13 protein-coding genes are annotated in these 14,336 nt (G+C 72.2%); 7 read left to right on the top strand and 6 right to left on the bottom strand.

Annotation, left to right across the window (positions count from 1 at the left end):
- The first annotated feature begins 515 nt into the window (after nucleotides 1-515).
- Together BCD49_RS43255 and BCD49_RS27715 are read left to right on the top strand one after the other, a co-directional pair.
- A complete protein-coding gene (locus tag BCD49_RS43255; RefSeq protein ID WP_007510977.1) occupies nucleotides 516-1,559 on the top strand; it encodes a helix-turn-helix domain-containing protein in 1,044 nt (347 codons plus the stop codon).
- A complete protein-coding gene (locus BCD49_RS27715) occupies nucleotides 1,549-2,304 on the top strand; it encodes a hypothetical protein (protein WP_007510975.1) in 756 nt (251 codons plus the stop codon). Before BCD49_RS43255 ends, BCD49_RS27715 begins: the two co-directional genes overlap by 11 nt.
- 107 nt (nucleotides 2,305-2,411) lie before the next feature.
- Here BCD49_RS27715 and BCD49_RS27710 read toward each other — a convergent pair whose 3' ends face one another.
- Nucleotides 2,412-3,224, bottom strand: coding sequence for a GntR family transcriptional regulator (locus BCD49_RS27710; protein ID WP_007510973.1), 813 nt, complete (start codon nucleotides 3,222-3,224; stop codon nucleotides 2,412-2,414).
- A gap of 148 nt (nucleotides 3,225-3,372) precedes the next feature.
- On the opposite strand from BCD49_RS27710, the gene trpB reads away from it, so the two are divergent.
- The 3 genes from trpB (at nucleotide 3,373) to BCD49_RS27695 (ending at nucleotide 5,968) form a co-directional block, all read left to right on the top strand.
- Nucleotides 3,373-4,626, top strand: a complete 1,254-nt coding sequence (gene trpB / locus BCD49_RS27705) for a tryptophan synthase subunit beta (RefSeq protein WP_083401733.1) — start codon at nucleotides 3,373-3,375, stop codon at nucleotides 4,624-4,626.
- Nucleotides 4,610-5,419: a tryptophan synthase subunit alpha gene (trpA, locus tag BCD49_RS27700; protein WP_071042064.1), complete on the top strand. Its 810-nt coding sequence runs from the start codon at nucleotides 4,610-4,612 to the stop codon at nucleotides 5,417-5,419. The genes trpB and trpA overlap by 17 nt, the downstream gene beginning before the upstream one ends.
- 159 nt (nucleotides 5,420-5,578) lie before the next feature.
- On the top strand, nucleotides 5,579-5,968 hold the full coding sequence (locus BCD49_RS27695) for a hypothetical protein (RefSeq protein WP_007510969.1): 390 nt from the start codon (nucleotides 5,579-5,581) through the stop codon (nucleotides 5,966-5,968).
- Between the two features lie 119 nt (nucleotides 5,969-6,087).
- On the opposite strand, the gene BCD49_RS27690 is transcribed toward BCD49_RS27695, so the two are convergent.
- Together BCD49_RS27690 and BCD49_RS27685 are read right to left on the bottom strand one after the other, a co-directional pair.
- The gene (locus BCD49_RS27690) at nucleotides 6,088-6,858 is read right to left on the bottom strand and encodes an ABC transporter permease (protein WP_007510968.1); all 771 of its coding nucleotides are present in this window, start codon (nucleotides 6,856-6,858) and stop codon (nucleotides 6,088-6,090) included.
- Complete coding sequence (locus BCD49_RS27685) at nucleotides 6,855-7,925, bottom strand: ABC transporter ATP-binding protein (RefSeq protein ID WP_083401730.1); 1,071 nt, start codon at nucleotides 7,923-7,925, stop codon at nucleotides 6,855-6,857. Before BCD49_RS27685 ends, BCD49_RS27690 begins: the two co-directional genes overlap by 4 nt.
- 1,095 nt (nucleotides 7,926-9,020) lie before the next feature.
- Here BCD49_RS27685 and BCD49_RS27680 point away from each other — a divergent pair.
- A complete protein-coding gene (locus BCD49_RS27680; protein WP_232793962.1) occupies nucleotides 9,021-9,272 on the top strand; it encodes an FDXHR family putative zinc-binding protein in 252 nt (83 codons plus the stop codon).
- A 175-nt stretch (nucleotides 9,273-9,447) separates the two neighbouring features.
- Here BCD49_RS27680 and BCD49_RS27675 read toward each other — a convergent pair whose 3' ends face one another.
- The gene (locus BCD49_RS27675) at nucleotides 9,448-11,580 is read right to left on the bottom strand and encodes an MHYT domain-containing protein (protein WP_131803578.1); all 2,133 of its coding nucleotides are present in this window, start codon (nucleotides 11,578-11,580) and stop codon (nucleotides 9,448-9,450) included.
- 412 nt (nucleotides 11,581-11,992) lie between these two features.
- On the opposite strand from BCD49_RS27675, the gene BCD49_RS27670 reads away from it, so the two are divergent.
- Nucleotides 11,993-12,916, top strand: coding sequence for a hypothetical protein (locus tag BCD49_RS27670; RefSeq protein WP_007510964.1), 924 nt, complete (start codon nucleotides 11,993-11,995; stop codon nucleotides 12,914-12,916).
- A gap of 67 nt (nucleotides 12,917-12,983) precedes the next feature.
- Here the strand turns inward: BCD49_RS27670 and BCD49_RS27665 are convergent, their stop codons facing one another.
- Together BCD49_RS27665 and BCD49_RS27660 are read right to left on the bottom strand one after the other, a co-directional pair.
- Nucleotides 12,984-13,412, bottom strand: a complete 429-nt coding sequence (locus tag BCD49_RS27665; protein ID WP_007510963.1) for a DUF3817 domain-containing protein — start codon at nucleotides 13,410-13,412, stop codon at nucleotides 12,984-12,986.
- 91 nt (nucleotides 13,413-13,503) lie between these two features.
- Nucleotides 13,504-13,893 carry a hypothetical protein gene (locus tag BCD49_RS27660; RefSeq protein ID WP_116439433.1) on the bottom strand — a complete coding sequence of 130 codons (390 nt, stop codon included), beginning with the start codon at nucleotides 13,891-13,893 and terminating at the stop codon, nucleotides 13,504-13,506.
- Between the last annotated feature and the right edge of the window lie 443 nt (nucleotides 13,894-14,336).

Genomic DNA, 14,336 nt, shown 5'->3' with positions numbered 1-14,336 from the left:
TCTGTCAGACGAGCGCGTAGCCAGTCCAGTGGCCGGAAACCGAGCTCACGCTCGTAGCTGTTGACCCCGGTGAGCTGGCGCTCCCGGTTCATCGCCCGGTTCGCCACTACCGACGAGGCGGTCAGCGCGTCCTCGTTGAGCAGGCTGGTCACCACAGAAGTGTCACGGATCGCCGCTCGGCGTCCGGTCGCGGTGGGGGCCGTCTGCGATGGCCGGGCCGGTACAACCGAGCGCTGAAGGCGTCGGCACGTTGCCGCGTCGCAAGGCTCCGCACCTTTCGAACCGGTCCTGAGTTGCCTGCGTTGTTCGTATGCGGTATTGGTCGGCCGGACGACCGGCGGGGGTGTCGCAGTCGGACCCCCGCAGGTGCCCCGGCTCGCTGGAACCCGCTCCGAGTCCCAAGATCACAGACCAAACGCTTCTCCTCCGGCACACATGGCGCTGGGGCTGCTCCTCGTCGCTACTGTTCGGTGTTCGGTATTGACCGAACACCGAACAGYGGGAACGCTGGTGGTGTGGACACGGAAGCACTCGTGGCCGACGCCTTCACTCAGCTGGGAATCGAGGCCCGGCCGCCTGCCGGCCGGCCCGATGGTCGGGTCGACCTGATGGTCGACCTGGTGGTCGAGCCGGAGGGGGCGGCGGTGCCGATCGTGCTCAGGCGCCGGTCGCTGGTGTCCGAGGACGTCGCGGCGCGGCTGCTGGCGGCCAACCGCGAGCCCATCGGGGCTGGCGGCGCGGTCCTGTTGGTCGTCGGGGACCGGGTGACCGAGGCGGCGCGGAAGGTGCTGACCGAGCAGCGGGCTGGCTACTACGACCTGCGCGGCCGGATCGCGCTGCGGTCGAGCCGCCTCGTGATCGACGCCGAGGTCGCGCCGATTGGAGAACGCGGCGTTCGGACACAAGCCCTGGGCGGTAAGGCTGGGCTCGAGGTCGCGATCGCTCTGCTCCTGGAACCGAATGAGGGCGTGGCCGTCCGGGAGTTGGCGCGCAGCCTCGGCCGGTCGGCCAGCACGGTGTCGCAGGTTCTCGCGGCGCTGCGACGTGACCAGCTCGTCGACTCGGCGAACGCGGTCGTAGATGCGCGGCTGTTCTGGCAGGTGGCCGAGCAGTGGCCGACCTCGCGCACCCTGCTCGCCAGATGTCCAGATCCAGACGATCAGAGCGGCGTCGCGAAATCCCTGCGCCTCGGCCTCGCTGACCTGGCGAACGAGACCGGCTGGGCGCTGACGGACACGACCGCCGCGGCGGCCTATGGCGCTCCGGTCGCGGTCCGCGCCGACCAGACGCTCGACTTCTTCGTCCCAGATCAGGTGGTGCTTCGGCGGGCGACCACGCTCCTTGGCGCCGCCGCGACGCCGGCCCGGGCCGGCGCCTCGGTGCGGGTCGCGCCGGTGGCGGCCGTCTGCGCCCGCCGTTTCGACCTCCCGGGTGGCAGTTGGCGTTGGCCGCTCGCGCATCCGCTGTTCGTCGCACTCGACCTGGCACAGGACGAGGGCCGCGGACGCGAGATCCTGGATGCCTGGAACCCTGACCCGAGGTGGTCCCGTGCCTGGTAGCCGCGTGATCTTCCTGGGCGACGCGATGGCCGCGGTCGTCCAGGCCGTCGAGGAGGTGCGCAAACTCATCGACCAGCCGCCCGTCGTGGTGGGCGGGCTGGCGGTGTTGTGCAGACTCTCCACGATGCATCGGGCAACGGTCGACCTCGATGTCGTCGACCGGCTTCAGGGGAGTGCTCCACACCTGGAGGTGCTCCGCGCCGCCCAAGGCGCGAAGGTCGTGGAGCCGGCCGGCGTCCTGCTGCCGACTCCCTATGGCCTGGTCAAGGTGGACGTGCTGGAGGTGCGGCAGGTAGAGCTCGACCAGCCCAGCGACGATCCCGGCGACCGCCTTCACGCCTCCGCGCACGCCTGGGCGAACGACACCGCCACTGAGATCACCGTCGAAGTGATCCGCTCCGACGGTGACCGCCTGGAGTGCTCAGCTCTCGTCGCCGAGCCCGGCCCGATCATCGCGATGAAACTGCAGGCGATCATGAACCGCGCTGTGCACAAGCAGGGCACGGACCTGCTCGACATCGTCCGACTCACCCTCGACGACGCGTCCCGCCCGGCGGTGCTGGGGCAGCTCAATGCCTGTGCTCCGCCCACCGCCGCCGACATCGCCCTGCACGTCGGACTCTGGCTCGTCCAACGCCGCGACCAGGCCATCCGATGGGTACACAGTGTCGGCGGCGGCGACGTTACAACCGACGACCTGGACCTTGTCGCCGACCTTCTCCTCGACGCCTGCAAACGCATCTGATGCAATCAGGGCCGTCGCTGTCAGGCTGCTGGTCCTGTTCGTCGGCGCGACCATCCGACCCGGCTGAGCCTCGCGGCAGGGTCATCGTGGGCGGGTCCTCGGCGCCGTCAGCTCGCGAGCGTGTACTGCACCTCTAGCTGACCCGGTGACCGGTTGACCGTGATCGCCACGCTGTCAGCTGGCAGCAGCGCGTAGTCGTCGATGACCGGGTTTCCCGTGGCGGTGAAGCTGACCCGGTGGCTGAGCAGCGCGAGACTGGACTGGGGCCGGGCGAGATCGTGAGCGTCGTTCGCGCCGAGTGCCGCGGGGGTGATGGTCTCGTCCGCCCGAGCGATGGCCAGCCCGTGCTCGGCGAGGATCGTGTAGAGACCGCGAAGCCGCAGGTCCTCCGGCTCGACGACGGCGGCCAGCGCGGCCGGCAGGTATGAGGTCTGGACGATCAGCGGCCGGCCGCCCGCCAGCCGCAGGCGGCGCAGCCGGAGCACCTCGCCGGGTGCGCCGAGCCGCGCGGCGACGTCCGCGGGTGGAGTGACGGTACCGGCGGCGAGAAGCTCGGTGGTGACGCCGGCGTCCTGGGCGCTGAGATCGGCGGCGAAGCTGCGCAGACCGCCAAGGTCATAGGCGTGGCGGGCGGCGACGTAGGTCCCGGCGCCGTGGCGGGTCTGGATCAGGCCGTCATCGGCCAGTAGCTGAAGAGCCTGGCGCAAGGTCATGACGCTGACCCCGAACTGGGCCGCGAGCTGCTGCTGGGAGGGCAACAGGCTGCCGGCCGGCCACTGCCCGCTGGCGATGCGATCGCTCAGCTCGCGGTGGATGCGCAGGTACTTCGGCTGCCGGCCGCCGAGGTCCCCTCGGGCGGGCGCATCCGCCGCGCGCCCACCGGGAGCAGCCCGCGGACCAGCATCGGTTCCGGTCGCCATGGGCCACCACGATAGCGGGTCTTCTAGTCGTCTAGACTTCTAGAAGACACGAGCGACGGTGAGGGGAAGTGACGCCATGCCTGCCTCAACTGATCGGCGCGGCGAGCGTGCTGTGACCGGTGCGGAGTGGACCGGTGAGGAGTCCTGGGTGAGCGCGGACCCCTGGGTGAGCGACAGCGCGCCCGGGTACTTCGGCGATTTCGGCGGCCGGTACGTGCCCGAGGTCCTCGTACCGGCACTGGATGAGCTCCAGCACGCCTACCAGGACGCGAAGGCTGATCCGGAGTTCGCGGCCGAGTTCGCTCACCTGCTGGCGACGTTCGCCGGGCGCCCGACACCGCTGACCTTCGCGGGGCGGCTGACGGAGCGACTCGGCGGTGCCCGGATCTATCTCAAGAACGAGGGCGTCAACATCACCGGCGCCCACAAGATCACGCACTGCCTGGGCCAGGCGCTGCTGGCGAAGCGGATGGGCCGGACGCGGCTGGTCGCCGAGACCGGGGCCGGCCAGCACGGGCTCGCGACCGCCACCGTGGCGGCCAAGTTCGGGTTCGAGTGCACGGTCTACATGGGCGAGGTGGACATCGCGCGCCAGCGGCCCAACGTCTTCATGATGGAACGGCTCGGCGCGACGGTGGTGCCCGTGCGGTACGGCAGCCGCACCCTCAAGGACGCCGTCAACGCGGCCCTGAAGGACTACATCGCATCGAGCGCGGACACGCACTACCTGCTCGGCTCGGCGCTCGGGCCGCACCCCTACCCGACGATGGTGCGCGACTTCCAGTCGGTGGTCGGGCAGGAAATCATGGCGCAGCTACGACAGGCGGAGGGCAGGCTCCCCGACTACGTGGTCGCCTGCGTCGGCGGCGGGAGCAACGCGATCGGGGCATTCAACCCGTTCGTCCCGCACGAGTCCGTGGCGCTGGTCGGCGTCGAGGCGGGCGGCAAGGGGGRCGGGACCGGCGAGCATGCCCAGCGCTTCCCGCACGGCCGCACCGGCATCGTCGAGGGATACAAGTCGGTGTTCCTGCAGGACGACGACGGTCAGCTGTCACCCACGCACAGCATCTCGGCGGGCCTGGACTACCCGGGCATCGGCCCGGAGCTGGCCTGGCTCCATGACCGGGGCCGGATCAGCTTCGCCAGCGCCCGCGACGACGCGGTGATCGAGGCGGTCGACCTGCTGGCCCGCACCGAGGGCATCCTGYCGGCGCTGGAGTCGGCGCACGCGGTGGCCCACGTCATCGACCTGGCTCCCCGGCTGGGCCGGGACGAGATAGTCGTGATCAATATCTCCGGCCGCGGCGACAAGGACCTGTTCATCCTCGCCGACGCGTTCGCCGACCAGGAGTTCTACGCGTTTCTCAGGACGGAGGCCGCGCGCCATGGCCAACAGGATTGACGAGCGCCTCGCCGGCCTGGCCGCCGGAGGGCGCAAGGGGCTCATGACCCACGTGGTGGTGGGCTACCCGTCGCTGGCGTCGACGAGCGCGCTCGTCGACGCCATGGACGAGGCGGGCGCCGACTTCATCGAACTGCAGATTCCCTTCTCCGATCCCCTCGCGGACGGCCCGACCATCCAGTCCGCCTGCGAGGTCGCGATCGCGCGCGGCGCCCGGGTCAGGGACGCCTTCACCATCGCGGCCGAGTGCTCCGGCCGGGTGCGGGCACCGCTGCTGTTCATGGCGTACGCCAACACGGTCTACCGGTACGGCACGGAGGCGTTCTGCCGGGACGCCGCCGCGGCCGGCATCAGCGGGCTCATCGTGCCGGATCTCCCCACCGAGGCCGCCCGGCATGAGGGCTACCTCGAGGCCTGCCGTCGCCACGGTCTGCACAACATCGTCACGCTCGCGCCCACCTCGACCAGCGACCGCATGGTGGTGAACGCGTCAGTCGCGAGCGGGTTCGTCTACTGCATGTCGCGCCAGGGCGTCACCGGCGCCCAGCTCGGCCTCGCGCCGGACATCCAGGCCTACCTGCGCCGAGTGCGGGAACACCTGACCGTTCCGATGGCGGTCGGGTTCGGCATCTCCGACCGGGGYCGCCTGGAGCAGGTACTGCCGTACTGCGACGTCGCGACGGTGGRCAGCGCGCTGATCGACCGCCTCGCCGACGCCGARCCCGGCGATGTGACCGGCCAGGCGGACACCACCAGGRCATTCCTGCGGACGCTGACTCCCGCCCTCGCCTAGAGGCGATCGCCGGGCACACCGCGGCCATCGCCTGCCCGGTCAAGGTGTCGGGCAGTGGTGGTGGGGAACGTCCGTGGTGTGACTACTACTACGTCGCGGGCGGCGGGGGTGCGACCGGATACGGCAAGGTACGAGGGAGAGGACCGGACGGCGCCGAGGGTGGACGACGCGACCGCCGAGGCGGTCGGGAAGCTCAGCGAGGCGCTGGAATGGGTCGAACGGGCCCGAGGCGCGCTCTATGAGTTCCACCAGCTGTCCGGGCACGCGGACGGGACTCTGGGCGAGGCGATCGATGCCCTGGCCGCCGCTGGCCACCCGCGGGCCGCGGCTCAGCTGCGCCGGGAGCTCCACGGACGCAACGTGCTCGACGGGCGCTGGACGTTCCAGATCGTCGAGGAGTACGACGAGCTCTACTACCGGCCCTTCGTGGACGCCGACGAACGGATCAGGATTCGCTTCACCGGTGGCCGCCGGCATGTGCACGAGGCCCGGATGAAGGCGGCCGAACGCGAGGACGCCGGCCGCGACCCGTGGAGCCTTGGCGCCTAGCGCGGCCGCCGGCGAGGGCGAGGCGGGTGAGGCGGGTGTCCGGGTCAGGCGGGTGTAGGAGGTTCGGCCGGGCACGGAGCGCCCTGAGGCTGGYGGCGGCTCCGTGCCCGGCTTCGGCCTTAGGCGTCCCGGCGTTTCGCGAGGCCCACCGCGAGGGCTAGCACGACGGCGGCGACCAGCGCGAAGTAGAGCAGCGATCCCCAGGCGCCGAGCGGCATGTCGCTCGGGGTGGCGTCGTTGTTCTGACCCACCTGCTGGCCGGCGTACAGGAAGTTGTTGCCGACGGTGAACGGCAGCCACTTCTGGATGGTGTCGCCGACCCGCGGGATGGCCGGGAGCAGGTTCTCCGCGACCATCACCCAGATCAGCAGGGCCGTGATCGCGCCGGCGGAGTGCCGGATGAGCAGCCCGACGGAGATCGCGATGACCGTCGCCACCATGTACACCAGACCTACGCCGATCACGACCCGGTAGTCCTGCGCGCTGTTGAGCGCCAGCGGCGCGTCGGGCCGGATCGCCCTGGACAGCGCCCAGGCGCCCACGCCGGCCGCCTCGCCGACGAGACCCGCCAGCAGGGCGACGACGGCGGTCTTGGCCAGCAACGCGTCGACACGGCCGGGCACCGCGAGGAACGTCGCCCTGATCGTCCCGAACCGGTACTCGGTGGTGATCGCGAGGATCGCCATCACCATCATGATCAGGAAGCCGAAGTTGTAGGAGAACTGGGTCGTGGCCGGCGTCAGGTCCTGGAGATCGCTGTTGCGGATCGTCCCGGCGAGAAGCGCGGTGAACCCGACGGTGATGAAGACCGCGGCACCCATGCACCACCACGGCGACCGGGTCGAGAACAGCTTGATCCGTTCGACCTTGAGCAACGTGAGCGTGGTCATCGCGCGTCCGCCTTCCTCGCGGCCGTCACCGGGGTGCCTGCCCGTGGGGATGGCTGGGACTCGTCCAGCTGGCCGGGCACGCCGGCGGGCGCGCCCGTCGCCGTCACCGCCGTCGCGCCCACGGAGGCGGGCGTGGAGGCGTGCGCGGATTCGCCCGTGCGGTACTCGACGTCGCCACCGGTCATCTGGATGAACGCCTGCTCGAGCGAGCCACGCTGGGCGGCGAGCTCGTGCAGGACCAGCCCGGCGCGGCCGGCGAGTTCGCCGACGGCGTCGGTGGTCGCGCCGTGCACGACGAGCGCCGCCGGCCCCTCGGCGGTCTCGTCGGCGTCGTCGGTCTGCAGGCCGCCGGCGGTGATCACCTCGCGGAGCCTGGCGAGCTCGGGGCCGCGCACCCGGACGCTCGAGCCGGACGAGGCGTCGATGAACGCGCTCGTGCTGGTCTGGGCGATCAGCCGGCCCCGGCCGATCACGACGAGGTCCCGCGCGGTCAGCGCCATCTCGGAGAGCAGATGGCTGGACACGAACACGGTGCGGCCCTCGTCGGCCAGCCGGTGCATGAACTGCCGGATCCAGAGGATGCCCTCCGGGTCGAGCCCGTTGACGGGCTCGTCGAACAACAGCACCCCGGGGTCGCCGAGCAGCGCGCCGGCGATGCCGAGCCGCTGCGACATGCCGAGTGAGTAGCCGCCGGCTCGCCTGCCCGCGACGTCGGTCAGCCCGACCAGCGCCAGGACCTCCTCGACCCGCTTCTCCGGCAGCTTGTTGGAGACCGCGAGCCAACGCAGGTGCGCACGGGCCGAAYGGTTCGGGTGCACCCACTTCGCGTCGAGCAGCGCGCCGACGTGGCGAAGTGGTTCCTTCAGGTCGGTGTAGCGCTTCCCGTCGATGCGGACGGCCCCGGCCGTCGGGCGGTCCAGCCCGAGGATCATCCGCATGGTGGTCGACTTGCCGGCCCCGTTCGGCCCCAGGAAGCCGGTGACCCGGCCTGGCTGCACGGTGAAGGACAGATCGTTGACGGCAAGCGTGCGACCGTAACGTTTGGTGAGCCCGCGCGCCTCGATCATCACTCTCCCTCTGTTGGTGTGACCTCTGGTGGCGTGACCTTGCGGTCGATGTCTATCAAAGTGATATCACTTTTTGCGCGAGTCGAGAATGGGCAATCTCGCGGGGGTGGTCGGCTGGCGGGCGGCGGTGCGCGCGGCGGGCTTCGAAGCGGCGGGCTCGAAGACGTCGGTGCACCGGCGGTCACCACCGGCGGCGCACCGGGCGGGCGACCCGACAGGCCTATCGCCGGACGCCCGCCGTTCGGCGCCGAACCGTGGTGCTGGCCCCGCCGCGGCCGTTCGGTCCGGGCCGATCGATTACGGTGGCCACAGTCAACCGGTCGGACAAGCGTCCCACCATGCGGCTAACCCTACGAACCGCGACCCAGCCGACCCCCGGGCACGTTGGAGACGGCCGTACGTTTACCGCGCCACCAGCGGCTCATCGCGATATCAGCCCTGACAGGCACCAGGCCTGACATTTGTCGGACGTCGTCGCCAAGATGAGGCCGACGTCCGGCTCGTGGCCTGGGTGCCGCGTCGCCCTGGCATTGACCATGCAACTATTCGGCTAGACAGATCGGTGGGGAAGGTGTCATCCAGTAACGTGTCGCGCCCGGTCATCCGGGTCGAGACCGCGCTCACGCCGAGCGTCGGCCCTCTGGGCACCGGCATCAACGTCCAGGCGCCGTCGCCTGTCCGTCCTCCAGGCCGGGCCCCCGCGCTCGGCCCGCGGGACGGCGCCAGCCCGGGCGGATCGGTGGGGGAGGGCGTGACCGTCTGGACGGCGTGCGACAGGATGGCCCGGTGCCTGCCCGTCGGTCCCCTTCGTCCGCCTCCGTGGCGTCCTCGCCACCGTTCGCGCGCTCACCTGCCCAGCCAGCCCAGGCCGGCCGCGAGCCGTCGACCAGGACGGCTTCCGTGACCACCGGCCAGTCCACGCCGGAGCTGCCGGCGGATCTGCCGGTTGACCTCCCGGCAGGCCTGCCAGCGGGCCTACCGGCAGACCTGCCGGCAGACCTGCCAGATCGGCTTCGCCAATCCGGCAGGGACCCCGGGCTTCGCCAGCCCGGTAGGGAGTCCGGGCGTCGCCGGTCCGGCAGGATCTCCGTCCGCGTGACCGGTGTTCAGCAGACGCTGCCCGTCCCGCTGCGCACCCTCGGACAGCCCGGGCGGAACAAGCACACCCCGGTGACGGCCAGCTGCGGCGGCTGCGACCTGCGGTGGACGGAGGAGGACGCGACCCACTGCCGGGGTTGTCATGGCCACTGGTCGGGTGTCGTCGGTTTCGACGAGCACCTGCCGGGATGCCCGACGTACGTCCCCATCGCGCCGCCGGTCCGGAGCCGCGCCCGCAAGGCATCCTGAGCCCGCGAGACGGCTCGTAGCTGAGGCGATCCCTCGGCTGGCCCGTGCGGCGGCCCTCCTCGGACGCCTTCCGGGTGCGCTCGTCCTCGGCGTGCGCCCGCCTTCGGCGTGAGCCGGTCTTCGGCGCAGGCCCGTCGTGCTTCTACGTACGTTCTCGTAGCAGCGTCCGCGTCCGTCAACGCGGGGGGCGGTTCGGCACCAGTCGGAGGGGCTTGGTGGGCGCGCCGGGGTCGTCGCCGCGGCGCCGGGCGGCGGCCACGCAACCCGGCGCGGTCGCCCGGAACCACCACGGAGGTGGCGGGAAACTCAGCGCCGGCTCGTCCGGGGGCGGCTGGGTCTCGACACTGCCCGGCCCGCCCGCCTTGTCGTCGCCGTGCGCGGTCGCGTCGGCGCCGCCGGGCTCGGCCTGTCGGGGTGCGCCAGGCAGCCGTTCCACACTGAGACCGTCGCTCCTGGCCCCGTACGCCTGGCCGTCCCGCGGACCGTCCGCCGAGCCGGCGACGCGATCCTGGGCCTCCCAGTAGACCTGCCGGCAGACCTCCCAGATCGGCTCGGCCGATCCGGCGGGAGCCCCGGGCTCGACCAGTCCGGCGGGGATCGCGGGCTCCGCCGGTTCGGACGGCAAGCCACCCGTCGTCGATCCGGCTAGCAGCCAGGAAGCCTCGGCGCCGGGAAGGACGCGGCTGTCGAGAGACTCCACCCGGATGGGCCCGGAAGGGTCGGCCGCCGCCGTGGTGAAGGATTCCCCCGCCAGGCCGGCGCCTTCTGCCTGGGCTTCGTCGACGGGCGAGGCCGGCGCGATGCTCGGGGGCGCCGTGAGGCTGCCGGCCGGCACCAGGATCGCGACCAGCTCCCCGGAGTCCGGTGCGCTGAGCCGGCCAGGCCCGGGCGCCCCGCCGGCCGTCGGTGCCTCCCCAGGCGGCGGTCCGTCCAGCGGGGCGGTGCCCGCCTGGGCCGCCCTGGCCATCGCCGCCGCCAGGGCGGAGGAGGCGAACGAGCCTTCCCCCACCTGGGCGACGTCCAACGCCCCAGACAGGGGCTCGACCACCTGGATGGGCTCGGTGACCTGGATGGGCTCGACCACCTGGACGGGAACGGCGTCGGGCGGCGCCGCGGCGAGCACGTCGTCGATGGCGGGCCCGGCCTCGGGAGCGACGTCGCCCGACTCGTCGTCGGCCGGCTCGGGAAGCTCGACRTCATCGGCCAGGCCGCCGCGCGAAAGRCCGACGTACGTCAGCTCCTCGTAGGTCAGGTCCTCGCACGTCGGGCGGGGTTGGGTCCCGCCGGCCGGCAGGCCGGAGCCGTCGGGAACGGTAGAACCGTCCGGACGGCCGCCCCGGCCAGGGCGCTGCGCACCCTGGCCATCCTCGGTGAGCGGGATAYGCATCAACATGGTCGTCCTCCTGGCCGCCGCCGTCGCTCCGCGGATCGTCCGGGCCCTCCTGGTCGCCGCGGCGGCCGATGGCCACGCGATGACGTCGCCGCCCCGAACCCGGGGATGAATGAGGCCGCCGACCGCGGCGACGGCGATGAACATCAACACGATGGTCGACCCGGCGGCGGTGACCAGGCCGAGGGCGAACGGGTCCACTCCCGGGGACCACACGTGATCCCGGCCCGGGCTGACCCGGACCGCCGCGAGCGCCGTGTAGTACCCGCCGCGGGTGGCGGCGCCCAGCAGGAGCGCCGCCACCAGGGCCTGGCGCCACCGGTCGCCGAGGCGGAACGCCACCCAGCACAGGACGGTCGCGGTGCCCACGTTCATCACGACGGACAGCGCGGCGAGCAGGACGTCGTATCCGACCGCATGCGCGGCCCGCATCGCGGCGATGGTCAGGAAGGTGGCCGTCGACCAGCCGGCGCCGCTGAGTGCGCCACCGACGAGCAGCCGCCGGGCGCTCGTCGGGTCGGCGGCGGCGATCGTGAGTCCGACGCCCGTCGCCACCGGGACGATCAGCGCGCTGAGCAGCGTCATCCGTAGGTCGAACGACGTGGCGCCGCTGTACTCGCAGGACACGCCACCGGCCAGTTGCGTCGACCAGACGGCCATGCCCACGGCGACGGCCGCGGCGCAGGTCCAGCCGGCGCCGCGGACGCCGACGGCGGGACCGGCGGGACCGGCGAGACCGGCCCGCGGCGCGGCCCTGATGCGGGCCGCGCAGGCGAGCGCCGCGAGCGCGGCGAAGGTCGCGAGCAGGCAGGACACCGCGATGCTCGGTCCACAGGACGAGGAGAGCTGATCCGCCGCCGCCGGCCCCGGGCGCAGCGATGCCAGGCGCGATAGTGGGACCGCGGTGGCAGTGATCATGTTGGTTCCTCGCCGTGTGACGTCGTTGTCACTGTGTGTCCTATCCTGACTTTGGCGCGTCGCGGTCTGGAAGACCACCAGAAGGCACGGACTGGGTCGACCCTGGGTAGTCCGGGCGCCAACCGTTGTGTCGACGGCGCATCGTGCCTGGTAGAGCGGGTGATTCCCGGCTCCGACAGGCTGGACCACCGCCGAGAGGGGCGCGGCTCGGGCGAGTGGGGCTGCCTATCCCAATTCGGTCAACGGACCGGTCGGAGGCCCGTCTACCTGCTACTTTCCGTCGCTGGGCATGACCGTCGGCGCGGCGGAAGCCGAGCCCCGTGTCGTCCCGCGAAGCCCTGCGGCAACTGCCAGGTGGGACGCGGCAGCGGCACGACGGTGGCATGCGACGACGGGGAGAGGAGGCACGGGCGTGACCCTGTGCTGCGGCCTGCTACGGCTGGACGGAGCCGATGTCCGCCGCTCCACCCTCACCTCCATGCTGGCGTCCTCCTCGCTGGGGCTGCCGGCGGCGCGCGGCGTACATCTGGACGGCCCGTTCGGCGTCATCGCGGCCGCCGGCGTGGCGGATGACCCCACGCCCCCGATCGCGGTCGACGACCACGGGCTCACGGTCGTCGTGGTGACGGCCGCCCGCCCCGTCCACGTGCGCCTCGCCGCGCACGCGGGCCGGTACGCGTCGTCGGACGCCGGCTGGGGCGGCATTGGGCCTGACGGCGGTCGGCTTGGCGGGGGTGACGGGGGTGGGCCTGACCGCGGTGGGCTCGACCGCGGTGGGCTGGATGCCGGCGAGCCGGACGTCGGTGAGCCGGACGCCGATGGGCGTGCCGGCGGCGCGGTCGCCTGCCGGGTGGCCGCCGCCTACCGGTCCGTCGGCGAGCGCTGCCTGCGCGGGCTCGCCCCGGACAAGCTCGTCATCGTCTGGGACTCGGCGGTCCGCCGCCTTCTGGTCGCGCGCACCGGCAGACTCGCCGCGGACCTGCTGACCTGGTCGGACGGCCGGCACATCGCGTTCGGCACCGAGCCGGGCCAGCTTCTCGCCGCGTTCCGTGCGCCGCTGCTCGGTCTCTTGCCCGGTCAGGTGCCCGGCCCGTCGGACGCCGTCGCCCGCCTCCGGCCGCGGCGGGTGGGCGGCGCCGAGCCAGATGCCGCCGGCCCGGAGCTCGCTGCCCCCACACAGCCGCGCAGGCTCGGGCGGGTGCGTCAGCTCGCCCCGGGCGACCTCGTCTCGATCTCGGTCGCCGTCGCCCGACGTGGGCCGGGAGGCGCCGGCCTGCGGCTCGTCCCACGTCCAGCGGAGCCCGAGTCCGCGCCCGGCACCGTCCAGGGCGAGTGATCCGTGCCCGGGCCGATCTCCTGGTCGTCAGGCCGGAGGGTCGGTCGTCAGGCTCGAGGGCCGGTCGTCAGGCCCGAGGGGCGGGGCTGGTGTCCGCCGCCAGGCGGGCGCGCACCTCACGGGTCACCGAGCGCTCGGCGATGAACGAGACGAAGGGGATCGTGCCGGCGAGCATGACCAGGACGGTGCGCCGGAACGGCAGGCGCGTCTTGGTCGCCAGATCGAAGGTCACGAGCAGGTAGACGATGTACAGCACCCCGTGGATGGGGCCGATCGTCTGGACGAGCTGCGGCGTGTCGGCGGCGTACTTCAGCGGCACCGCGACGAGCACCAGCGTGACGAGCACCACGCCGACGATGTAGGCGAGCGCCCGATAGCGGGTGAGCGCCTTCGCGATGGCGGCGGGCGCGGGCGCGGGCCTGGCCGGCGCMGCGGGGGCCGGGCTGGGCGAGGAGGCCGCGGCGGCGGTGGCCTGGTCCTGGCTGGGTGCGGTCATCCGTGGTCTCCGGGCGTCATCGTCGTGGCCGTCGGGACGGGCGGCGGGGCAGTGGGCGGGAGTGAAGGGCGGGAGCTGAGGGCGGACAGCCTCATACCCGGTCGCCCTCACGGAGGGCGGCAAGGTAGCGGTTGTATGCCTCGAGCTCCGCGTCGTCGGGATCTTCGTCGTCAGGAGGCGAGGCGGCCAGGGACGCGAGAACGACGTTCGCCGCCGCGTGCTCGGTGACCTCGGCGCCCGCCTCGCTGCCGCCGTCCGCCAGGACGGACGCGGTCGGCCGGATCTCCTCGACGATCATCTTGCCCCACAGGTACAGCACGAACGCGGTGAAGATCCACCACTCGATGCCGTAGAAGAGGTTCTGCAGGGTGCCGTGGCTGGACTCGCCCTTCGTCCACTGCCAGCGACCCATGTACACGAAGAAGACGACCAGGCTCCATGCCAGCRCGTGGCGTAGCAGCCACCCCGGTGAGAACAGCACCCTGCGCACACGTCCGACGCTACCCMCATACCAGCTCGGGGGGCACTGGTGGTCCGTCACGTCGACGTGGGTAGTCGACGTGGTTGTCGGCCGGCGCGGGCGCTCGCCGGGGCGGCCTGGCCGACGTGAACACTGGCCGATCGGYGGTCGGGATGCCGCATCAAAAAAATCTTGAAAATGATGGCAACCTGGCGCCCGCCTCGGACGACCTATGTCTGAACACCGAACGGAGTTCGCGCCAGGAGGTCCGCCGGTGTTCTGGCCCGCCTGTTCCCCCGCTTACCCCCCCCAGCCGGGCGGGCGGGCCACCTAAACCTGAAATCGTCGCTCAGCGACGATCGGAACGTCCGTTTGGCAGGACGGACATTCCGTCCCCACCTCTGCCGCCCGGCCCCCCAATCCCGCCCGGGCGGCAGAGGTGCCCTTGGGGTTGGGGCGGCACG

Origin of the sequence: Pseudofrankia sp. EUN1h, from assembly GCF_001854645.1 — a bacterium.
Lineage (GTDB): Bacteria > Actinomycetota > Actinomycetes > Frankiales > Frankiaceae > Pseudofrankia > Pseudofrankia saprophytica.
The sequence above is the reverse complement of the archived record's forward strand: the minus strand, read 5'-3'. Positions and strand labels throughout refer to the sequence as shown.